The organism is Marivirga salinae (assembly GCF_030503855.1).
Classification (GTDB): Bacteria; Bacteroidota; Bacteroidia; order Cytophagales; family Cyclobacteriaceae; genus Marivirga; species Marivirga salinarum.
The window spans coordinates 769,364-792,296 of sequence record NZ_CP129971.1; the positions used below are offsets into that span (position 1 = coordinate 769,364).

Consider the following 22,933-nt stretch of genomic DNA (forward strand, 5'->3'; position numbering starts at 1 on the left):
AATTAGCACAACATCTATTTATATAACGAGTATTATACGGAAACGCCCAAAAACAAAAGAAGATAATGAACGATAGCAAAACCCTGAATTATATAGAAAATGTAGTAAAAAATGTACCCTCTGATTGGTTGAAACTCACCACCCATAGATTGGATATTTATAAGGAAGATTTAGCCAAAACAGAATTTTTGGAGCGTTTTGAAAAGCTATATGCTCAGGAGAATGCAGATTATTCTAAGCTCAGTGAGCTGCCTACTGCTTATGACTATATTCGATTAGGGCATCCTTTATCTTCCGTTTTGGAATGGACAATTGCTAAATTCAATAATCTTAAAGCGGATCAAGTCATCAGTTTTTCATCCCGAACAGTTCCCGTTTTGGCGGTATTACGAAAAAATCTGTTTGATAAAAAGAACACGCTAATTGCTTATACAGGTGAATTACCTGCTTATTTTGATTTGGAAACTGTAAAGTCTGTTTACAACTATAATTTTGAATTAAAGCAAGTTGAAGATATAGAAGACATTTCTGCATTTGACGGCAGTACTATTTTTATTTCACAAAAGGATGAAATAGGAAAAGTAACACTCAACGAAAATATTGACTTCTATCTTAGCATCCATAGCCAATTAGGAAGTATTTTATTGGTGAATGGAGAACAAAGTGAGGCTTACGTTTCTGCAATTCAGCATGTGAGAAGAAGAGAAACAATAAGCATGACACCTCAAAATTGTTATGCTGCTTTGCAATTATTGCAAGGACAAACACCAACCAAACAAGACACAACTAAATTCGAGGCTGATAAATCTTCTGTTTTAGAATCCATTAAAAAAATCACCGCTGCGGACACAAAAGCTTTACTAGGAAATTGTGGGCTTTCAGTTCAATATGCCATTATGATGGGCTTAGTGGAAGAAGCGATAGAAAAACATCCAGGAAAAGAAATTAAGATTATTGTACCGCCTAATTGCTATGGTGGAACAAACGACCAAGCCAGAAGAGTAGCGGCATGTATTCCTAATGTGGAAATCTTAGACCTTCCAGTAGATGGCGATAATGATATGGTGCAAAGTACTGATAAAGTATTAGATCGTGTAGCACAAGAAAGTGCTATCCCTTATATCATTGCAGAAATTCCAACAAACCCAAGAGTAGAGGTTCCGGATATGGAGAAATTAAGAGCGGCACTTAGTAAAGAGCGAAAAACTCCAACTGGCGAGAATGCCATTGATCCGGTTTTCATTTTAGACCAAACTTTTTGTCCAAACATACAATTTCTAAGTGAAGAAGGGATACTTTCTGAAATTCGTGTTATTTCTTATGTGAGTGGATCTAAGTTCCCAAGCGGTGGAAAATGTACGGCAGGTTATGTTTCATCCAATCAAAAAGCAGCCGACTTGATGGGAAATATAGAAAAGCATCTGATCCTTTGCGATAATGAGGCTACCGATTTGCAAACTGAAATATTAGCTGAACAATTGCCTTCCATGAACCAAAGAATTGCTGATGCTTATAAAAATACTAGGGAATTTGTAAATCACATCAAGGAAGTTTTACCAACAGCCAAAATCAATTTCGTTTCAGAAGAATTAGCAGAACAGGATTTTACTCCTTCAGTCTTTTCTTTAGATCTTCCTACCAAAGGGAATACAGATGAAGAAAGAGAAAACTATAAGAGAGCTTTAAATCTAAAATTGATCAATATGATGATTACTGAAATCCCTGAGGAAAGTAAATATTGTGTGAGTTATGGTCAGCTAAAAGGCTGTTACTGGACGATTCCTGCAACTTCCACACAAGGAACTACCAAAGAATCAGATAAGGATTATATTGCTAGGGTTTCAGTATCTCCTGATTTGGATTTGGAGCATCATAAGAAAGTATTCTCGGATTTTGTGGAGAGTATTTAAAATCGAGTGTGAATGCAACACTCCCCACAGACTCAAATTTCTTATGTGAAGTAAATTCGCTTTAAGATTTTTTCGCTTTAGCGAAAAACCTTTTGTTTTCTTTTGAATCTTTTGTGGTTAAAAAAGAATGTTTGTTAATATGTAACAACGTTATCAAATTTCCACCACAAAAGATACAATAGAACACAAAGAAAAATAACCTTGGTTATTTTTTTAGAATATAGCGAACGAAATGCTTCAAAGTTTAACTAAATATCATAGAGTCTTAAGAGGGGGGCGCGGACTTTCTATTGCATTTTAAATTGATGTATTTCAGTTATCAAAATTTTGCAATAGGTATAAAGAAGAACAGTAGTGAAATTTATTATTTGCTGCTTATCTAAATCTGTGCCTTTCCCCGCCAGTTGTTGGGTTAGGGGGCTTCTAAAACTGAAACTGCATTACTCGTTCCCGAACCACTAATATTTACCACTAAGCCTGTTTGGACATTTTTCAATTGTTTTGCCCAGGCTTTTGCATCAGTTGTTTGTAGAAGTAGGCATTCATTCCAACTACTGTTTCTCTGCGGGTTATTAAATCCTAAGAGGAATAGAGACTGGTAGAAAGCCATTTAGCCTAGTAAAAGTATAAATACTGAAATTTTAAAATCTAATACTAATTTAATAATCTATCTAAAAGCTTTCTGGTTTTCTGGAAGGAAGGCCTTGGTGCTTCAGGGTCAACGATCTTACCATCAGGATCTATCAAGATGAAACGCGGAATAGAATTGACTGCATAGGCATCCATAAATTCACTATCGAAGGACTTATCAGCAAAGAGTTGCAGTCCTCCAAGTTCTTTCTCCGCTACCATCTTTTTCCATTTATTTTTCGCACTCTCTTTATCAACAGAGATACTTACAAAAACCACATTCTTATCATGATAAAGTTCTTCCAATTTCTTCAGGTAGGGTATTTGTTTGATGCAAGGTCCGCACCAGGTAGCCCAAACATCGATGTATACGTATTTTCCTTTTAGATCGCTCAAACTAACGGTTTTGCCATCCACGGTTTGGTAATTGAATTCTGGAGAAATATCACCTTTAGTTAAGCCTTTAGCACTCATTACTTCTTGGTATCTTTTTTCTGCCGCATCAATAAAAGGTTGGTGCGTAGTAACTCGTTTGATAAGATCGAGATAATCTTTAGCGCGATCTTCACTGGAAGAGATCTTTGAATAAAACCCGTTTACCAAACTAATAAGTACAGCTTGTGAAGACACTTGGCTCAAAACAGCCAACATCCCATCTACATCAGGGGCAGCCGCAATACGATCGCTCCAAACTGAGTTCACCAAATAACGGTAATATGGCTGTTTCTTGTATTGCTCCTCATCTCCTAAATCTACAGAACTAATGGGCGCATAAAAATCATCTGATGGTGAAATCTCCTCCCCAAGGTAGAATTTGTAGCTGGTCTTATAATTCTGAATATTTAACAAGCGATTATACTCTAAAGCCCTTTTTTCTGCATTTCTAAAGAATTCTTGCACATCATAGGTTGCCAGCGAAGCCTCATGTTTGGTTTTAACATTTTTGAGGTTTTGAAGGTAATCCGTCTCAGACACCTTATAAAAAGCTTCCAGGTCTTTAGTGAGTTCTGCTTGGACTTTCGATTTATTAGCCAAGTAATTATTCCGATTCGCACCCTTTCCTTCAAAAGTGAGGGTGCTTTCAAAGTGATTAGCATCGAAGCTGATGTGTAATTCATCTTTAGGATAGAGATAAACATATGTTGAATTACGACCATAGTCAAGAGAATAATATCCATCATATTCTAACTTGAAAGACGTCCTGAAATGGCCTTTGTCATCTAGTTCTGCTGAGGCAATTTTTTGATTATTAAGGTCTGTGATAGCAATAGTGGTCGCAGATTGGTTTTGCACTGCACCAGTAATCACTACTTTACCAGATTTAGCCATTAGTGAAAAACTGATAATCAGGGCAAAAAATGTACAAATGATCTTTTTCATTGGGACGAAATTAAATAAACTTAAGAAAGATTTAGAAAGTTGGAGATTAAAAATCATGGCCATGTGTTTTATCTTTTGGGTGAAACTAAAAGGATTCCAAAACCGAAACCGCATTACTCGTTCCCGAACCACCAATATTTACCACTAAGCCTGTTTGGGCATCTTTTATTTGATGTCCCCAGGCTTGTTGCATCAATTGTTTGTAGATGTAAGCATGCATCCCAACTCCCGTTGCACCAATAGGGTGGCCCTTGGCTTTTAATCCGCCAGATACGTTTACAGGCAATGCTCCATCTTTATAGACTTTACCATTTTCCAAGGCTTCAAACTCACGTCCTGCAGGAGCAATTCCCATAGCACTGTATAATAAAAGCTCTGTTATGGTAAAGCAATCATGCACTTCTGCCAGACTAATATCTTCAATGGAAAGACCAGCTCCTTTTAAGGCTTTATCCACTGCAAAAGCTGCTCCTTCCAGAAAATAGTCGGATTTATTCTTCCCGAAACTATCCAAATAATCTGCTGCACTGTAGAAACTTTTGATGGCTACAGATTTTCTACTACTTAAACTGGCATCTTCCAGCACCAAAGCCGCAGATCCATCTGAAACCAATGAACAATCATGTAATCGAAGTGGCTGATATATCATCGGGTTTTTTTCATTAGGCAATGAAAGTATATCTTCTGCTGATTTAGCTTTTTGTAATTGAGCCAATGGGTTTTCCGCAGCATTGGTATAAGCTTTAGCAGAAATTTGAGCTAACCAAGGTCGGAGTTGTTCTTCTGAATAATTGTATTTTTTCATCCAGCCTTTAGCCAAATCCGCAAACATGCAGGGAGCTGTTACCGATTTACTTCCTTCTTCCGGCCAGTAAGTGGCAAGGGCTAGAGCTTCTGTGACTCCAGCAATATCCAAATCCGTCATTTTTTCTAAACCGACCACTAAAACACGCTTCATCATGCCTGATTTTATCGCCATAATCGCCATATGAATAGCAGAAGAACCAGATGAACAAGCTGTTTCAGTTCTGTACATCGGCTTGTGACGCAATTCAGGAATAGCATTCACGCCATATGAAGCAATATTTTCTTGCTGGTTGAAAGCTCCTCCACTGTAATTTCCAACAAACACGCCATCAATAGCTTTTGCTTCAATTTCTGCATCTTGCAAAGCACCTTTAGCCGCTTTTTCATAAAGTGTGTATAAAGTCTCGTCTTCTAATCTGCCAAATGAAGAATGATAAGCCCCGATTATATTTACTCCTAAATCCATTTCTTTTTCTTTTGTGTTAAGTTAATAAAAGTGAGGAATAAAAATTGACTGATTGAGTCAATATTAAATGGATTAATTCTGCAATCAGTCCGCTAGTTCTTATAAACTCAATCAGTGGGACATAATCACTTTAAACCAAGCAGTTTCAATTCACGTAAATTAATATTATATTTGTACGTAAAGATTTATATTATGGACAAAAAACTCACCTTAAGTTTGAATGATAAAATTATTGAGACCGCTAAAATTTATGCGAAGTCTAATAATACGAGTCTTTCTAAATTAATTGAAGCTTATTTAAGTACTTTGACAAAAAGTACTGCAAAAGAAAAGGAGATTACGCCTTTGGTTAAAAGCCTAAGTGGGGTTATTTCTTTAGAAGATGATTTTGACGTTAAAGATTCTTATGCTCAATATTTAATAGAGAAGTATAAATGACAAGCCTACTGATTGACACGAATATTATAATTGATTTATTGGCTAAAAGAAAAGAGTTTTACAATGATGCAGCAGAACTATTTTCTTTGTCTGATAGGAAAGAATTGAACCTAGCTATATCATCTTTGACATTCGCCAACACGAATTATATCCTCAGTAAATTAAAATCAGCAAAGGAAGCAAGAGCAATTCTTAGGAAGTTTAAGGTTTTGGTAGAGGTTGTTAGTTTAGATGATAAAATAACCGAGCTTGCTTTAAGTGATGAAAGCTTTCCTGATTTTGAAGATGGATTACAGTATTATTCTGCAATTGAAAATCAAGTAGATATAATTATCAGTAGAAATAAGAAAGATTTTAAAAATTCAAAATTGCCGGTTTTAACAGCAAAGGAATTTTTGGCAAGAGCTAATTTTTAATAATTACTTATATATTCATCATTAAAATCCCCCAATAAAATCCAATCCCCCACTCTTCCGTTAGGATATAGCTGAGGTTGTCACTAAAATTGTGCTTTAGAAATTAATTTGAAGAAAACAGGCAAAATCATATTATATATTCTGGGTGGCATTTTATTGCTATTGGTGACTTTCATCCTTTCGCTTAGGTTGCCGGTAGTACAGCAGAAAATCACCAATTACGCCACCAAATATGTAAGCGAAAAAACGCAGACCAAATTTGAAATCAAGCGGCTTTATATCACTTTCCTAGGTGCTGCGCAGATTGAAGGACTGTATGCAGAAGATACCAATCAAGACACTTTAATTTATGCCAATTCCATTTTAGCAGATGTTGCCTGGAAACCACTTTTAGATGGAAATGTAGATGTGAAAAACCTGGAGCTAAACGGCATCACAGGTAGAGTCCATAATAATTCAGCAGACAGCAGTTATAACTTTCAGTTTATAATTGATGCCTTTGCAAATGCTGATTCTACTAGCACTGAAAAAGAAACCGATACTACTTCCTCCACCACTATCAATGTACGCCAAATCCTGTTGGAAAATATTGATTTGAGCTTTCAGGATATTAATGTGGAAATGAATACCAATCTAAAGCTAGGAGAACTCGAGCTTTCCTTAAATACCTTTGATTTGGACAGCATGCATTTTGATATTGAAGAATTCATCCTGCAAAATGTGAAAGCAAACTATTCTCAAGGTTTAGCATTTCCACCTTCAGAAGAAGACTCTACAGAAAGCACTTTACCAAAAATTAATGTCCAAAAACTAAGCTTAAACGAAATTGATTTAAAATACGAAACCTTTTTTGACAGTCTGCAAATGTCTTCGCTTATCAATTTATTGGAGATCCGAAATGCAAAAGTGGATTTAGCCAAAAATAAAATTGAACTGGATAATTTCGATAATAAAATCAGCCATTTTAGAATGCGATTACCTATAGCTTCTGATTCCACTCAAGAAGAAGGTGAGGATAATCCTGCTCCTTTTGAATTTCCAGATTATAATATAAAGCTCAACACTTTCAATTTTGATTTGGCAAATTTGGAAATAAAATCAACGAGTAAAATTAAAGAAACTGAAGGGTTCAATCCTGATGATATGCAGTTTCAGGACATCAAACTCAATTTAAAAAATGCTAAATATATAACCGAAGATTTAGGCGTTGAAAATTTAATCTTCTCTGCTAGAGACAGCAAAAATTTTGAATTAAAAGAGTTAAGTGGAGCTATAAATTTTAATGCAACGTCAGCGGAATTTTACAATTTAAAAGTAGAAACCACTAACTCCATTTTACAAACCGATGCCATCATTGATTTCTCCTCTATAGATTCATTATTTGCCGGGAGCTTTTATAAATCAAAATTCAGGGTTGACTTAAAACTACCTACAACTCTTAATATAAAAGACGCTTTCTATTTTTCTCCTAAACTAAAAGAAGACAGCAGTTTATTGGCACTATCAAAACATACTGCTAAACTTTACGGAAAAATCAATGGAAATGACAAGGATATTAATCTTCAACAATTCCGTTTGCTGTATGGAAATAAAACTTCAGTGGCCTTAAATGCCAAGCTCAATAACTGGCAAGACGGAGAAAAGCTAATGGCTTCATTTGAAAACTTAGAGCTCAAAAGTAATGTGTCTGATTTCCGTTATTTCATGCCGAAGGATTATCCAGAATATTACCCTCACAAAGTTTATTTGTCGGGAAGTGGAAAGTATAATGCAGGAAATATTAAAGCTGATTTATCAGCCACCTTGGACGATATTAGCCTAGTAAAAGTAAAAGGAAATTTTAATTCTAATGAGCCGGAAAGCTATCAGGCAAACATTAAATTATCGGATTTGGAACTGGCTAAATGGTTACAAGACAGCCTAAGCTTCAATACTGCAGACCTCGACATCGTCATAAATGGTAAAGGTTTACAGCCTGAGAAAATGAACACTCAAGCAGCTATCAGCATTAGGAATTTTAGCTATATGGCAAACCCGTTCGATACCATCAATATGTCTGCCTCTTTAGTAAAGAGCCAGCTGGAATTCAGCACTAATTATTCAGATTCTATTGTGGATTTTAATTTAGATGCGTCTGGAAACATTGATTCCATTCATCAAAAAATTAATCTAAATGCTGATATCAAAATGCTTGATTTATTAGCGCTTAATATTTCTGATAGTGCCGTTTGGGCTTCTACCAAAGCTATTGTAAACTTTGAAATGGACAGCCTCCATCAATCTTTTCGTGCAAGGCTGACAGAAACCAATTTTACAAGTCCTAATAAAAGTATCTACTTTACACCTTTAGCTTTACAAGCTTATAATTCCGAAGATAGCGCGAGTGTTAAATTGACTTGGGAAAATATCGCTTTCGATCTCAATATGAATCACGCTTTTGATAAACTCGCTTTCGCAGATCTGGAAGCTTCAAAACTTCAGAAAGCTAAAATTTTTGAAGTGGATACCACTAATAAACCGATGCGTCTTTCCTTTTCCTTAAAGGCAGAAGAAAGTCATAACTTGTTGAATTTTCTTCCATTAGATATCAACTTCAAACCCATTAATGCAAAAGGAAATTACAATAGTTCAGAAGAGATAGTTGATTTCAAACTTAGTGTTCCGCAATTTCAATATCAGGATATCAATTTGGATAGCTTAAACTTAAGCATCAATAATTCAGAAGAGGAATTTCATGTAAACACCAACTTTCAACGAATTACCTCAGGAAGTTTAAGTATTTACCCTACTATTTTAAAAGCAGATATTACTCCAGAACGGGCACTATTTAATTTCTTTGCTGAAGATTCTCAAGCAGATAGTCTTTTCCATGTTGATGCCATTGCAGAAAGAAGACAAGACTCTTTATTTTGGTCACTTAAGCCCGATAATCTCATCTTAAATGCAAAAGATTGGAACATGCATCCTGAAAACAGAATATACTTTGACACGGCTACCCTACAGATTCAAAACATGATTTTTGAGCGAAATATGCAGCTTTTTGAAGTGAAAACTGCATTAGAAAATAACATTACTTCACTTCAGTTGAATTTTGAGAATTTTAGGCTTGAAAACTTCTTTGCCATCATCAATGCAGAAGAAAGCCCCGCCAAGGGAATTATAAAAGGCGGAATAAAACTGGATAACCTTCAGAATTTAATGGCCTTTTCAGCCTCTTTAAAAATTGACAGTTTAAATATTTTTAATGAAGAAGTGGGAAATTTAAGCCTCAATGCAGAACAGGAATCAGTGAATCGATATGGATTTAATATCTCTTCTAAGGGAGAAGTAAGCTTTAGAAGTAAAGGTTGGTTTGATAATAATCCTGAAGTACCTGAATTTGATTTTGAGCTGGATATGGACAGTGTTTCCCTTCCTTTTTTAACGAGTTTTTCTGATGGCTTGATAAAAGAGGCTAGTGGAAATTTGGCAGGCCATTTTAATTTTAGCGGAAATACAGAAGACTTCGTTTATGACGGTAGGCTTAATTTTCAAGAGGCTTCTCTTTTCTTCCCTTATCTCAATATGACCTATCAATTGCCTGATGAAGTGATTAATCTAAAGAATGAAGTGATTAAGCTCAATAATTTCACCTTGTTGGATGAACAGAACAGTAAAATGCAATTGAATGGGACGGTCACTACAAAAAATTTACTCAACCCTAAATTCGATTTACGACTGACAGCCGAAAATTTTCAATTGTTAAACTCCACTAAAGATGAAAGTGATTTATTCTTCGGTAAGGCATTTTTCAATGCTGATATTTCATGGAAAGGTAGTCTTGACCAACCAACTGTGCAAGCAAAAGTCGGCTTAAATGAAAAAACTGATTTGACCTATGTTATACCTGAAACGCGAATTGATGTAGTGGAACAAGAAGGTATTGTCACTTTTACAAAACCTTATGAAGCATCTGATACGATTGCTTCATCTGAAGGTGAATTAAAACGAAGTGCTGATATTGACGGAATGGAGTTGAATGCGATTATCAATACTGATAAGAATGCTAAATTTAAGGTGATCGTAGATGAAAAAAGAGGTGATTATTTAACGGTTTCTGGTGATACTGACTTGAATTTAACTATGAGGAAAAATGGAGCTATCAGCTTGAATGGAAACGTAGAAGTAAACAAAGGGTATTATCAATTAAGCTTGTATGATTTGGTAAAAAGAAGGTTTGAAATTCAGCAAGGTAGCAGAATTAGTTGGTCAGGAGATCCATATGAAGCTACTTTGGATATAACGGCTTTATATAAAACTGAAACCCCAGTGAATACTTTAATGGAAGATCAAATTTCCTCGGCTTCATCTCAGGTACAGACTCAGTACAGGCAAAAATTACCGTTTTATGTTCAATTGTTCGTGGGTGGAAATTTAAGCAAGCCGGAGATTTCCTTTGGTTTGGATATGCCTGAAGCAAGCCGTGGTGCATTGGGAGGAAATATTTACCAACAAGTTCAATCCATTAACACCAATGAAACTAGGCTGAATAAACAAGTATTTTCTTTATTAGTGTTGAATCAATTTTTCCCAAGCGGAAGTAGCAATGGTGGACCAAATTCTGAAGCTATTGCAAGAAATAGTGCAAGTCAGATTTTAAGTAATCAGTTGAATAAATTGAGCAGCCAATATGTGAAAGGGGTAAATCTAAATTTAGACTTAAATTCTTATGAAGATTACCAAAGCGGAACAGCACAGGACAGAACTCAACTAGAGATGAGCTTAAGCAAAAATTTATTTAATGATCGCTTTAGAGTTGAGGTAGGAAGTCAGGTAGATTTAGAAGGTCAGCAAAGAAGCCAGCAACAAGCCACTGACATCATTGGAAATATTATGGTTGAATATTTACTGACTGAAGACGGGCGCTATAAATTGAGGGGGTTCAGAAAAAGTGAATATGAAGGTTTTATAGATGGACAAGTAGTCATTACTGGAGTTTCCATTCAATTCAGTAAAGAATTTGAGAAGTTCAATGAACTTTGGCAAAAAACAGAGGAGGACGAGGAGTGAGAAAAATTTTCCTACATATCGCATTGTTAAGCATTCTGGGGGTGAGCCTATTTTCCTGCAGAACTACTAAAAATCTTGCAGAAGGTGAAAGATTATATACTGGCGGAGAGCTGAATATAAAAGATGCAGAAAGTTCTAAATATAAAAGAGAATTAATACTTGATTTGGAGGAGGTGAATAAACCCCAGCCCAATAAAAAGATTTTAGGAATGCGCATAGGCTTATGGGCACATCAAAAAGTTAAAAGTAACAAAGCAGGTTTCTATGCAAAATGGGTAAATAAAAAAATTGGAGAGGCACCGGTTTTATTGGAAAAAGTAAATACAAATAGTGTGAAAAAGCTGATGAAAAACCGGATGGAAAATTTAGGGTATTTCAACAGTAATACTAAACACGAAGTTATAGAAAATAAGAAAACTGGTTTTATTGAGTATGAAATAAGCCCTGGCAATCGTCTACATATTGATTCTATATTTTATAACAAAGTAGGAGAGTTTAAAGTGGACAGTCTCATTCAAGATTATTTGGATAATGAAACCCCAATCAAAAAAGGAGAGCCCTTTTCACTTGAAAAATTAAAAAAGACTAGGGACGACATATCTGACTTCCTTAAAAAAGACGGATACTATTATTTCACATCCAATAATTTGCTTTTTGAGGCTGATACGCTCAGCACCAAAGAACAAAATCAGGCAATAATGGAGCTAAGAATAAAAGATGATGCCTCAGAGCTAGCACTAGTACCTTTTGAAATTAAAGAGATTCATGTTTTCCCAAAATATTCACTTGATACTTCTGAAGGGATTAAAAGTGCAGATACTGTTGTTTTAAATGATGTGGAATTTATACAATCAGAGATATTTTTTCGACCTGATCGACTTTACCCGTATCTTTTTATACAAGAAGGAGAACATTACAGCCCCGAAAATGAAAGCTATACGAGTAAAAGATTAAATTCCTTAAAAACCTATCGATTTGTCAACATTCGGTATGTGGAAGATAGTCTTTTGCAAAATAGCAAAGGGCAATTAACGGCAAACATTTATTTGTCTCCCTTAAATAAACGCTCTTTTCGTTCTGAACTACAGATGGTAAGTAAGTCTAATAATTTTGTAGGTCCATCTTTAAATTTTGAATATTTAAATAGGAATTTATTCAAAGGAGGAGAGGCACTAAGGTTGTCAAGTAAGATTGGATACGAAGCTCAGCTCAACAGTGGAGGCGTCTCTACTGGCTTGAATAGTATTGAGACAGGAGTTGCAGCCGAATTGATAATCCCAAGAATTGTTACTCCATTTCCGATTAAGGATAAATTTCGTTATTCAATTCCCAAAACCAAATTCAAATTATCCTACGATTTGCTAAATCGGTCTCAGTGGTTTAATCTCAATTCCTTTCTAGCAGTATATGGTTTCGAATGGAATCCTAATATTTTTGTTACCCACAACCTAAACCCTATTTCCATCAACTATATTAATATCGGAAATGAGAGTGATGCCTTTAAAAAATTAAAAGCTGGAAATCCATTTTTAGCACGAAGTTTTGAACAACAATTTATTCCTGGCATGTCTTATAGTTTTCAATGGAGTCAGCTAGTGAGAAATATTAAAAGAAATCGATTCTATTTTTCCTTTAATGCTGAATTTGCAGGAAATGCGTTGGCTTTAGCACAAAATATTGGCGGTGTTTCTGGAGATGATAAAATGTTTTTGGGACAAAGCTATACACAATTTTCTCGCTTCGATTTTGACCTCAGAAATTATCAAAATATAGGAAAAGAAAGCCGATTGGTGAGTCGTGTTTTTGCCGGTATTGGTTTGCCCTATGGTAATTCAGTAAGTTTGCCTTATTCCAAACAATATTTTTCTGGCGGTCCCAATTCAGTTCGGGCCTTCCGTATTAGAAGCTTGGGCCCTGGCAATTATCACCCAGAAGATACCATAGATGGAACAAGCTTTTTTGATCAAGCGGGAGACATTAAAATAGAAGCCAATTTAGAATATCGTTTTCCAATTATTTCCTTTTTGAAAGGCGCAGTATTCACAGATGCAGGAAATGTATGGCTCAGGAATAAAGATAGTAGAAACGGTAAATTCACCTCTAACTGGATAAATGAAGTGGCTATAGGCTCTGGTATTGGACTAAGAGTAGATATTGAATTTTTTGTAATCCGTTTGGATGTAGCCACTCCACTTCGTAAGCCTACTGATAACGGTTTCCAATGGCAGGATAGTTTTGAAATAGGAAACAAAAGTTGGAGACAAGAAAATATCAACTGGAATTTTGGGATAGGGTATCCATTCTAGGTTGGCAAGTTGGCGAGTTTTCAAGTAGACAGGTTGAGATACGATTAGGTTCGTACCGCAGTTCAAACTGGAAGCTAGATATATTCACAATAGATATAAGGTTTAAATATATTGTGAGCTAACTTTGTACTCTATACTCAGCAGATTTACTTAAACCTAATACTTACGACTTAAAACTGAAAAAACATGCAAGCAATCATAATCAAAAATCCTGGCGGTCCGGAAGTTCTTCAATTAGAAGAAAGAGCGCGTCCTAAGATTCAAGCTGGTGAGGTTTTAATAGAAGTGAAAGCTGCCGGCATAAACAGACCGGATGTTTTTCAAAGAATGGGGGGTTATCCAGCTCCTGAAGGTGCTCCTGATGATATTCCCGGATTGGAAGTGGCAGGAATTATAAAGGAAGTTGGTCAGGAGGTGAAACAATGGAAAGTTGGAGATAAAGTTTGTGCTTTAGTGGCAGGTGGAGGCTATGCATCAGAAGTTGCGGCTCCTGCAGTACAATGTTTGCCGATTCCCAAAGGATTGAATTTTATAGAAGCGGCCTCACTTCCTGAAACTTTTTTCACGGTTTGGTCCAATGTTTTTGACAGGGGGAATTTTCAAAAAGGTGAAAACTTTTTGGTGCACGGTGGAACATCAGGCATAGGCGTGACGGCCATTCAAATGGTTAAAAGCATGGGTGGAAAAGTTTTTACTACAGCTGGAACCCAAGAAAAATGTGATTATGCAATTAAACTTGGAGCTGATTTAGCCATTAATTATAAAGAGCAAGATTTTGAAGAATATCTCAAAGAAAAAAAGGAAAGTGTAGATGTGATTTTGGATATGGTGGGGGGAGATTATACTGCGAAAAATATTAACATCTTAAATTCTGAAGGTAGATTGGTGATAATAAATGCCATGAAAAATGCTGAATCCACCATCAATATGAAAAAGGTGATGGTGAAAAGATTGACCATAACAGGCTCAACTTTAAGAGCTCGCTCCACTGAGTTTAAAGGAGCCATTGCTGAAAATCTCAAAAAGCATATCTGGCCTAAACTTGAGAAAGGCGAAATCAAACCTGTTGTTTATAAAACATTTCCTTTAGCCGAAGCTTCCAAAGCACATGAGCTTATGGAAAGCAGTGAGCATATTGGGAAGATAATTCTTAGTCTTGAATAGCCTTATAGCAATAGCTCGATTTGCATACATCGTTTAATCTTAATCTGGCAGCTTTACATTTTTAAAAGGTTTATGTAGCTTTTAACTTTAAAGCACGTTACTGCTACAATATGAAAGAAAGATTTATCACCACTTTTCAGTCCTATTGGGAAAATATCCTTGAGAAAACACCTGAAATTACGCTTGGCTTTGTGCTATTGCTATTCTTCATCTTTATTGGTGTATTTATCAGGAGATTGATAGAAAACCGTCTGAAGAAAAAAGTTCAGGATAGATTACTGCTTGTTTTTATCGGGAGGGCTGTTTTACTTATATTTTCAATCATAGGAATTGTGGTGTTCCTAAAACAAGTAGGCTTGGGAAGTGCGGCAGGTGGTTTACTAGCTGGCGCAGGGGTGTCTGCCTTAATTTTAGGTTTTGCTTTCAAAGATCTGGGAGAAAACTTCCTCGCAGGTTTCTTTTTAGCTTTTAGCAGACCTTTCAAAAGTGGTGATATCATTGAAATAAACTCCTTGCTTGGCAAAGTTAAAGAGATGACACTTCGGAATACGCACATCCGCACTTATGACGGTCGAGATATTTATATACCGAATGCTTTACTAATAAAAAACCCGCTCACCAATTACACTAAAGACGGGTTAATGCGGCATGATTTTGTAATAGGTATAGATTATGGTGAAGATGTGGCAGAAGTCACTAAGTCCATTTTAGAAACCCTAAATGCATTGCCTAATCTTGTACAAAAGGATGATCTTAAGCCCTTTGTTATTATCAATGATTTTGGTACAAGCACCATTAACCTCAGAATATTTTTCTGGATCAATACTTTCGATTTTTTAGGTTCCCTCACGGTTTTAAAAAGCTCAGTATTACAAACTGTAGTTAAAAAGTTGAAGACAGAGGGGGTTAATTTGCCTGCAGATATTGTTGAGCTAAAAATTTATCAGGATGGTCAGTCAATACCTATCAATATTAAAAACTTATCCTCTGTGGAGGAATTGAAAAGGAAGAAATTATGAAAAAATGGATAGGGAATTTGCAAAAGCTATATCTAAGAGTAATTAGTAGTATAGCATTTTATCCAACTTTGCTGTCGATATTATTTCTTGTTCTTTCATTAATTATTATTCAGGTAGAGTACTCAGAATATCTGATGGGGCTGAAAAAGAGTTTGTCTATTTCTTTAGTGCATAATTCTGACAATGCCAGACTAATTCTTGGAACCATAGTCGGTAGCATCATTTCTTTAATGGTTTTTAGTTTTTCGATGGTAATGGTAGTCTTGAACAGAGCAACTGCCACTTTATCTCCAAGAGTACTTCCAGGTCTGATTTCCAACCGTTTTCACCAAATGGTTTTGGGAGTGTATTTGGGCACTATCATTTTTAGTTTATTATTGATTGTTAATATTGATGCTCCTGATAGAGAATTTGAAGTACCTTCTTTGGGAATCCTCATCAGCATGATCTTGTCATTTATTTGCCTTGGTCTTTTCGTTTATTTTATCCATTCCATTTCTGAAAAAATTCAGGTCGATAATATTTTGAATGATCTTAAGCAGAGTACTTATAAAACCATCAAGGAATCGGACATTGAGAAAAATGATGATGAGAAGAAAAATTCTTCTGCAGAGCAAAAGCCTAGTTTCGATAATTGGTACAAACAAAAAGCTTCAAAATCAGGCTTTTTAAAAAGGATCTCATACCAAAGCTTAATGGATTTTTGTATAAAACATGAAGTGAAGGTAAAAATGGAAATTAAAACTGGCACCTACTTGGTAGAGCATTATCCTTTTGCGCTTACCGACAAAGAATTAGATGACGAGCAAAATGAAGACCTTTTAGCTTGCTTCACACTTTATACAGAAGAACACATAAGTGATCATTTTTCATTTGGTTTTGGACAAATATCAGAAATAGCGGTGAAAGCTTTGAGCCCTGGAATAAACGATCCGGGAACTGCAATAAGAGCAATTGATTTATTGGCGGAATTATTTATTCAACTGATGTTAATAAAGCAACGAGAATTTATAAAAGATAAGGAGGAGAATGTATGCGTTTACTTAATGCCCATTACGTTCGAAGATATTTTGTTTCAAAACTTTACTCCGGTTAGAAATTATGGACAAAACGATGTGCAAGTTATGCTACAGCTTTTAGGAAGTCTAGAGAAAATGCTCGAAGTTGATAATGAGAAGAAAGTATATTATAAAGAAATCTATGATTTTACCTTTAGCATCATTAATTCTTGTGAAGGTAAATTCGAAAACAAACTAGACCGAGAGCAGCTTAATAAAATGATTTATAAAATCAATTTGAAGTTTCCTACTCAGCAGCAATTTAAGCTTTTAGTGTAGCATTAGTAGATGGCTGATTTGCCACCACCCACCAGAGCAGCTCGTCCCCACAAGCAGTTTACAGAATGGCGCTAAGCTTTCCTAGGTGCATTTGTGTCTTCACAAATGCGAGCAGCGGTAAGAGAAGATGTATGCCTTTACTTTAAGATATTGGTAGCGCCTGTTTGTTTTTATATATTCAGGTAGGTTCGCTCGAGCTAATACTTCCAAGATTTTTAAACTTATTATTAAATAAGTTTAAGTGGAAAAGCCATAAAAAACAAAAAGCCTCCCATTTCTGGAAAGCTTTTGTGCCAGGAGCGGGACTTGAACCCGCACGAACTAATGTTCACAAGATTTTAAGTCTTGCGTGTCTACCAATTTCACCATCCCGGCTAGAATGATTTGTATGTGTCAAAAAAATAAGTGAGCAATAAAGCTCACTTACAATATGTTTTGAGCGGGAGACGAGGTTCGAACTCGCGACCTCAACCTTGGCAAGGTTGCGCTCTACCAGCTGAGCTACTCTCGCTTTTCCCCTTATGGGAATGCAAATTTAACAGGCAGTTTTTAAAATACAATAGCAATTCAAGAAAATTTTTAAAATTATGCTACTTGTTTTTTTAATTGCTCTTTTAATTCTTTTGCTTCCTGCTTATTTCTAGATTGTTTGATGTGTTTTGGCACTGGTTTTAAGTCCCAAATTAAGCCAATCATAGACATAAACTTCAATCCATAATATGTTAAATCAACTTCCCACCAATAAAAGCCTTGTCTGGCTGATGTTTCATAATAATGGTGGTTATTATGCCATCCTTCTCCTAAAGTCAATAATGCCAACCAAACACTATTTCTAGATTCATCCCCAGTTTCATATCGCTGATTTCCAAATTTGTGCATAATGCTGTTGATGGAAAAAGTAGCATGATATAAAATAATGGTGCTTAAAAAGAAACCGATAAATAAAGTAGAAAAACCAGCAGAAGTAAACATAGCTAAAACACTTCCTCCATTTACTAATCCGCCCAAAGCCATTACGGTTAAAGCCAATACCACAGGAGGAACTAAATAATTTTTATTCAACCATCTTAATTCTGGATATTTGCTATAATCAGAGATGACCTTGAAATCAGTATTTTTAAAGTCTGATCCAATAATCCAACCTACATGTGAATACCAAAATCCAAAATGCAACATACTGTGCGGATCTTTTAAGGTATCACTGTTTCTGTGGTGATGACGGTGATGGGAAGCCCACCACAAGGCACCTTTCTGTGCAGAGGTTTGCGCAAAAAATGCGATCAAAAACTGAAACCAACGAGAGGTATTATAACTTCTATGGGCAAAATATCTGTGATATCCGCCAGTGACCCAAAACATTCGCCAAACATATAGAAATGCACAAACGGTCCAATCGAACCATGTAGCTCCTGTCCAAATAGCACCAAGGGGCAATAAGTGGACTATAGCAAAGCTAATTTCTTTTTTCCAAGTGCCTTTTTTTCGGATTTTTAAGTTCTCTTTTACTGCAACTGCCATTTTAAATAATGTGTAATTAAATATATGTTGGTACAAAGATAGGATTATTCCCTTTTTAATCTTGAAAATTGAAAACGAATCAAATAAAAAAATAGTTCTGAATGTGCTGAAGTTCTTCAAATTTATTTTTCAGTATGGCGAGTGGGGACTAAGCGCCAATAGAAATTTAAAGAAATGAATGTACTTTGTTGATTTAGTGTGTTTCCATAACCAGCATAGGCTTCAAGCATTAGATCAGTATTAAAATAGTACCCCAATCCTATGTTAGCGTAATTATTCCAAGCTTCTCTCCCATATTGCCCATAAAACTCTAAAATAATATCAAGTGGATAAGGGATAGTAAACGTAAGCCCTGATAAATACATTAAGTTGGCTTGAGGATTTCCATTTGCCCAATTAAGGCCTAAATTATTTTCCCATGCTAAAAAACTATCAATATTATGTTCTGATATAGTAAAAACCTGAAAACTTCCCAGCGTTCTACCTACTTCATCCTTTGAAAAGCCAACATTTGATTGCAAAGAAAAGTTTTTACCTAACTTCTTCTTAAATCCAGCAGTCACATTTGATAATCCATTAGACCTTCTCATTTGGTCAGACACAAAAATTTGCTCTCTGGCATAGTTGTAACTAATCGAAAAATCTAAATTATGGAGAATACCATATTTTACTAAAGCATATTGAGAAAGTTGTTGGTCAACTAGGCTAATACGGTTAATCTGTCTTTCAAAATTCACTCCATACTCTAACTGAATCACATCTTTCCCAACAAAATTCTTTCCTCCCGAAAAAACTAGCGGCTGAATATCTTGTGCGGTAACCGCCATTTTAAAACAAATTAGGAAGAAAAAAACAACATTAGCTTTCATGTTTGGCAATCTTTATTTCTTCTCCTCAGGTCTAAATCGAGTAATGATTCTATAAGAAACTCCTGCTGTTACAAAATGGCTTTTATAAGGATAGTTTTCTCCCCAACCAGCGTTCAAATCAATTAACATGTCTTTATTAACATTATACCCTAAACCAATATCAAAAAAATTGTTAATTCCGGTCCTTATAAAATCACCATAACTTTCTGCTATGAGAGATATTTTATTCGTTAGAGCCAAAGAATAGCTAAAGACATAAAACCCTCTAGGTTTATTATCATTCCCATTCCAAAATGCACCCAAGTTGGTAGTTAAGCTTGCGTTTTCTCCTAATTTAGTATTGTACATTACTCTAAATCTTGGGGCTATATAATTTATTTGATAATCCTTTCCTCTCAATTTGGTTTCAATTCCAACTTGAAAAGCCATGTTTTCATTAATTTTTGTCCTAGCTCTGATCAAACTAGTATTAAATCCTTTTCTTAAAATTGATCCAGCACTTTCACTAATGTATTCGGTAGAATTAATGTGATTAATAACTGCACTAACTTCAAAGCGCTCACGAATTCCAAAGCGAACCACTAGATTTTCAGATATATTATCTGTAGACCAATTAGAAGAGTCTCGGATATCTTTAACATTATCAAATTGTAAACCAGCTTGAAATTGTAAGATCCCTTTACCTACAGTACCCGCTCCATTGGCAGCACCGGGTCTGGCTGTGGCAATAGTTTCACTATATTGACCATATATTGAAATACATGGAAAGCTAATAAGAATTATTAGTAAATATCTCTTCATTTTACTGTAAGAAAAAGCTGTTTTTTATCTTGAACAGATTCGGTGTTTTGTAATGATTGTTGGAATTTTTCGTCTGGTTGAGATATAATAGAAGATGCTTTTTTCAATAAGTTGCTGAAGTCTTTGACAGTAGAACGCACTTCATATTTGTCTATGGCAGTACTTATTTCAGTATTCATAACTGGGTATAATTCTTCCATCACAAATTCATAAATTTCATCTTGCTCATTCATCACTACTATTTTTTCCCCAAACAATGTTTTTTTAATTGAGGTATGTCTTTCTGTAAGTGAAGAGAATTTAGCACCCATTATATTTAAAGCCCTTTGTTTTTCTAATGCCAATTCTGTTTCGAATAAGTCGTGGGAATATGCCCAAACTTCATTATTAAAATCTTGAGAAACAGCTAATAATGAATCATACCAATTCAACTCATTGGCTAGATTTCCAAATGAGCTGGTTTCAGATTCTAAAGAAGTATACTTTTTTTCATAATCTTTTACATAATTATAGCTGGCCATTAAACTATCAAAATCGATGCTAAGTGAATCAGTTAAAATTCTAATGTTGTTTATTAAGTTAAGATTTTCAGGATGTGTGGTTTTTGCAACAAGTAATTCTCTGAATATTTGCTTTTCTTTTATCTTTAATTTCTGATAGGTACCGGCATCCAAGCTATTAATTTTATTCCCTTCAATGTCAAACTCTGTTATTTCACTAAGATTCCCCCTTTCATCATAAACTTCAAATACACCTACTTTTTTACCGTTTGAAGTATACCCTTCAGATTTCAATTTTTCATTTGAGTAATAACTTTGGTATTTGTATACTGAAGATAAATTCTGAAGTGATTTTGTTAGTTCTGACTTATCGTTTACTAATTCGGTTCTTTCAATAAAATTTCCATTCTCACCAAACACAAGCAATAAATTCTCTTTTCCATTTAAATAATTTATTTGTTCTTTCAGCTCACCAATAGTATTGAAATATTTCCAAGAGCCAATTTTGGTATTTCCTTTTAGTTGACCATTTTCCTTAATATTTCCATTTGCGAAGAAAGTTGACAATTCTATCAAACCATTAGATAAATTTTTGCGCTCCTCAATTAAAACACCATTGTTATATAGTTTCTTAGCAATTTCATTTCCGCTCTTATCATAAATTGAAATGGATGCTAGTTTTCCATTATTAAAATTTTTCCATTCCCCTACTTTAGCTATATTCCAATTCCCTTGAATATCTCCAGAAATATTTGCTGGCCCCTCGGACGTCTTCTTTAGATTAGCATTATAGTTCGTAACCAATGGAAGACTTCCATATTCTTTAAAATTAATGACTTGTGACAATTTTCCAGCATTGAAAATCTCCGCTTTTCCAACTGGATAAGCAGGAATTTCTTGTCCTTTATAATTTAAAGACAAATCCACATTAGGAGATTGATTGTTTTTTGAAAAGATTATTTTCTTAGCTATTATGTCTTTTGATTCATAGAGAACAAACTCTTTTTCTAATCTATTTTGATCGAAAACCGCGGTAAATTTTACATTCCCTGTATTGCAATCATAAACTATAAGCTCTTTATGATATTTAATTTGACCATTTTCAATATATCTAAAGCCTAAGGCAGCAATTTGGTTTTGTAATTCTTCCTGAGAAAGCTCCCCGCTGTATTTTGATAAATTGACTTCATCAATGCAGAGTTCTCTCAATTTATCAAGGTTTTGTGCTTTTAATTGAAACAATACTAAAAACACAAGTAAGAACAGATATAAATTTTTCATAACTATTTGTTAAAATTTTTTAAGCTGATTTATTGGAATCTGGCTTAGTCAAGTAAGAATTTTCAGATACCTTATGAATGATTCTTTCTAAATCGTTAGCTGATTTTTTTAAATGATTTAATATTAATTTGCTGTCTTTGCTTACATTTTCAAAATCTAGTAGATTAAGCAATCCTAACATTGAGGCTAATGGGGCTCTAACTTCATGAGCATTTATATAAGCTATATCATCCAGTTTCTTTTCTGATATTCGTATTCTCTTTTCTAAATTAACTTCTTCTGTGATATCTTTAGAATTTAATATAACCCCCATAATGTTTTCTGTAGAGTCTGAAACAGGTTTTAACTCCATATCGGTTATTTTTTCATATCCACTTAAGTTTTTGAATGAGCGACAAAACTTTTGTTTATGTCCATTTTTCGCTTTTTCAAATAGTGCTTCAAAGGTTTTTGAAAATGTGCCCCCGAAATAATGAGGTAAGTATTCATTTAGTCTTAATTCTTTGTGTGTATACCAAGACATAAATTCATAGGCAGTGGCATTAAATTCGATAACACTTCCGTCTAAACTAATTAGAATATTACCTTCATCTACATCATTGAATATGGCTTTCATCCAACTTTCTGTGGTTTCCTGCTCTGTGATCATACTTTGCTGAGATTTACCAACGGTAGCCATCAAATTAAACCCTATAAAAATTCCATCTTCATCTCGAGAGGGAATAATATTTGTGTGAAACCAAGCTGAGTCTCCATCCACAGTGGAAAAAGCAAAATTCCCATTCCATGATTTTTGTTGGCGCAACAAATAACTTAACTCATCATTAATATATTCTGGAAGCTCACTACACAAATGTTGGAAAAGGTTCAACTTACCTAAATCTTCTCTATCAATTCCTGTCACTTTTAAAAAAGTATCATTTGCTGAAAGCACATCAAAATCTTCACTTAGAGATATGAGCACAACGTTTTTAGACAAAAAGTCAATAGGGTCTTTTTTCATTTGTCGAGCTTGTTGAATATTTATAACTTTTTCCATAAG

The 22,933-nt window shown here is 34.9% G+C and carries 16 protein-coding genes and 2 tRNA genes; 8 read left to right on the plus strand and 10 right to left on the minus strand.

The window, feature by feature from the left end; all coding sequences use genetic code 11:
• Positions 1-65: 65 nt before the first annotated feature.
• Positions 66-1,910 (plus strand): PLP-dependent aminotransferase family protein, encoded by a 1,845-nt coding sequence (locus QYS49_RS03310; protein ID WP_308350217.1) that lies wholly within the window; start codon positions 66-68, stop codon positions 1,908-1,910.
• 412 nt (positions 1,911-2,322) lie between these two features.
• Here the strand turns inward: QYS49_RS03310 and QYS49_RS03315 are convergent, their stop codons facing one another.
• The 3 genes from QYS49_RS03315 to QYS49_RS03325 form a co-directional block, all read right to left on the minus strand.
• A complete protein-coding gene (locus QYS49_RS03315; protein ID WP_308350218.1) occupies positions 2,323-2,520 on the minus strand; it encodes a hypothetical protein in 198 nt (65 codons plus the stop codon).
• A 44-nt stretch (positions 2,521-2,564) separates the two neighbouring features.
• Positions 2,565-3,920, minus strand: a complete 1,356-nt coding sequence (locus tag QYS49_RS03320) for a TlpA family protein disulfide reductase (protein WP_308350219.1) — start codon at positions 3,918-3,920, stop codon at positions 2,565-2,567.
• 85 nt (positions 3,921-4,005) lie between these two features.
• Complete coding sequence (locus QYS49_RS03325) at positions 4,006-5,193, minus strand: thiolase C-terminal domain-containing protein (RefSeq protein ID WP_308350220.1); 1,188 nt, start codon at positions 5,191-5,193, stop codon at positions 4,006-4,008.
• 192 nt (positions 5,194-5,385) lie between these two features.
• On the opposite strand from QYS49_RS03325, the gene QYS49_RS03330 reads away from it, so the two are divergent.
• The 7 genes from QYS49_RS03330 (at position 5,386) to QYS49_RS03360 (ending at position 16,922) form a co-directional block, all read left to right on the plus strand.
• Positions 5,386-5,631, plus strand: coding sequence for a DUF6364 family protein (locus QYS49_RS03330; RefSeq protein ID WP_308350221.1), 246 nt, complete (start codon positions 5,386-5,388; stop codon positions 5,629-5,631).
• Positions 5,628-6,047 carry a type II toxin-antitoxin system VapC family toxin gene (locus QYS49_RS03335; RefSeq protein ID WP_308350222.1) on the plus strand — a complete coding sequence of 140 codons (420 nt, stop codon included), beginning with the start codon at positions 5,628-5,630 and terminating at the stop codon, positions 6,045-6,047. The genes QYS49_RS03330 and QYS49_RS03335 overlap by 4 nt, the downstream gene beginning before the upstream one ends.
• Positions 6,048-6,155: 108 nt before the next feature.
• A complete protein-coding gene (locus QYS49_RS03340; protein WP_308350223.1) occupies positions 6,156-11,096 on the plus strand; it encodes a translocation/assembly module TamB domain-containing protein in 4,941 nt (1,646 codons plus the stop codon).
• Positions 11,066-13,402, plus strand: coding sequence for a translocation and assembly module lipoprotein TamL (gene tamL / locus QYS49_RS03345; RefSeq protein ID WP_308350224.1), 2,337 nt, complete (start codon positions 11,066-11,068; stop codon positions 13,400-13,402). The genes QYS49_RS03340 and tamL overlap by 31 nt, the downstream gene beginning before the upstream one ends.
• Before the next feature lie 186 nt (positions 13,403-13,588).
• Complete coding sequence (locus tag QYS49_RS03350; RefSeq protein WP_308350225.1) at positions 13,589-14,566, plus strand: NAD(P)H-quinone oxidoreductase; 978 nt, start codon at positions 13,589-13,591, stop codon at positions 14,564-14,566.
• A 110-nt stretch (positions 14,567-14,676) separates the two neighbouring features.
• Positions 14,677-15,585: a mechanosensitive ion channel family protein gene (locus QYS49_RS03355; protein WP_308350226.1), complete on the plus strand. Its 909-nt coding sequence runs from the start codon at positions 14,677-14,679 to the stop codon at positions 15,583-15,585.
• On the plus strand, positions 15,582-16,922 hold the full coding sequence (locus QYS49_RS03360; protein ID WP_308350227.1) for a DUF2254 domain-containing protein: 1,341 nt from the start codon (positions 15,582-15,584) through the stop codon (positions 16,920-16,922). The genes QYS49_RS03355 and QYS49_RS03360 overlap by 4 nt, the downstream gene beginning before the upstream one ends.
• A 291-nt stretch (positions 16,923-17,213) precedes the next feature.
• Here QYS49_RS03360 and QYS49_RS03365 read toward each other — a convergent pair.
• The 7 genes from QYS49_RS03365 to QYS49_RS03395 all read right to left on the minus strand — a co-directional run bounded on the left by QYS49_RS03365 (position 17,214) and on the right by QYS49_RS03395 (position 22,930).
• Positions 17,214-17,297, minus strand: a tRNA-Leu gene (locus tag QYS49_RS03365).
• 63 nt (positions 17,298-17,360) lie between these two features.
• Positions 17,361-17,433 (minus strand) — tRNA-Gly (locus tag QYS49_RS03370).
• A 74-nt stretch (positions 17,434-17,507) separates the two neighbouring features.
• Complete coding sequence (locus tag QYS49_RS03375; protein ID WP_308350228.1) at positions 17,508-18,440, minus strand: acyl-CoA desaturase; 933 nt, start codon at positions 18,438-18,440, stop codon at positions 17,508-17,510.
• 122 nt (positions 18,441-18,562) lie between these two features.
• Entirely contained in the window at positions 18,563-19,267 is a 705-nt protein-coding gene (locus QYS49_RS03380) for a hypothetical protein (protein WP_308350229.1), read from the minus strand.
• A 54-nt stretch (positions 19,268-19,321) separates the two neighbouring features.
• Positions 19,322-20,110: a transporter gene (locus QYS49_RS03385; protein ID WP_308350230.1), complete on the minus strand. Its 789-nt coding sequence runs from the start codon at positions 20,108-20,110 to the stop codon at positions 19,322-19,324.
• Positions 20,107-21,891 carry a toxin-antitoxin system YwqK family antitoxin gene (locus tag QYS49_RS03390; RefSeq protein ID WP_308350231.1) on the minus strand — a complete coding sequence of 595 codons (1,785 nt, stop codon included), beginning with the start codon at positions 21,889-21,891 and terminating at the stop codon, positions 20,107-20,109. Before QYS49_RS03390 ends, QYS49_RS03385 begins: the two co-directional genes overlap by 4 nt.
• Positions 21,892-21,910: 19 nt before the next feature.
• Positions 21,911-22,930, minus strand: coding sequence for a PAS domain-containing protein (locus tag QYS49_RS03395; RefSeq protein WP_308350232.1), 1,020 nt, complete (start codon positions 22,928-22,930; stop codon positions 21,911-21,913).
• Positions 22,931-22,933 lie beyond the last annotated feature (3 nt).

Coding starts and splice junctions, on each gene's coding strand:
- QYS49_RS03310 (WP_308350217.1), top strand. CDS start 66: ATGAACGATAGCAAAACCCTGAATTATATAGAAAATGTAGTAAAAAAT.
- QYS49_RS03335 (WP_308350222.1), top strand. CDS start 5,628: ATGACAAGCCTACTGATTGACACGAATATTATAATTGATTTATTGGCT.
- QYS49_RS03360 (WP_308350227.1), top strand. CDS start 15,582: ATGAAAAAATGGATAGGGAATTTGCAAAAGCTATATCTAAGAGTAATT.
- QYS49_RS03320 (WP_308350219.1), bottom strand. CDS start 3,920: ATGAAAAAGATCATTTGTACATTTTTTGCCCTGATTATCAGTTTTTCA.
- QYS49_RS03375 (WP_308350228.1), bottom strand. CDS start 18,440: ATGGCAGTTGCAGTAAAAGAGAACTTAAAAATCCGAAAAAAAGGCACT.
- QYS49_RS03325 (WP_308350220.1), bottom strand. CDS start 5,193: ATGGATTTAGGAGTAAATATAATCGGGGCTTATCATTCTTCATTTGGC.
- QYS49_RS03350 (WP_308350225.1), top strand. CDS start 13,589: ATGCAAGCAATCATAATCAAAAATCCTGGCGGTCCGGAAGTTCTTCAA.
- QYS49_RS03385 (WP_308350230.1), bottom strand. CDS start 20,110: ATGAAGAGATATTTACTAATAATTCTTATTAGCTTTCCATGTATTTCA.
- QYS49_RS03330 (WP_308350221.1), top strand. CDS start 5,386: ATGGACAAAAAACTCACCTTAAGTTTGAATGATAAAATTATTGAGACC.
- QYS49_RS03355 (WP_308350226.1), top strand. CDS start 14,677: ATGAAAGAAAGATTTATCACCACTTTTCAGTCCTATTGGGAAAATATC.
- QYS49_RS03395 (WP_308350232.1), bottom strand. CDS start 22,930: ATGGAAAAAGTTATAAATATTCAACAAGCTCGACAAATGAAAAAAGAC.
- QYS49_RS03380 (WP_308350229.1), bottom strand. CDS start 19,267: ATGGCGGTTACCGCACAAGATATTCAGCCGCTAGTTTTTTCGGGAGGA.
- QYS49_RS03315 (WP_308350218.1), bottom strand. CDS start 2,520: ATGGCTTTCTACCAGTCTCTATTCCTCTTAGGATTTAATAACCCGCAG.
- QYS49_RS03390 (WP_308350231.1), bottom strand. CDS start 21,891: ATGAAAAATTTATATCTGTTCTTACTTGTGTTTTTAGTATTGTTTCAA.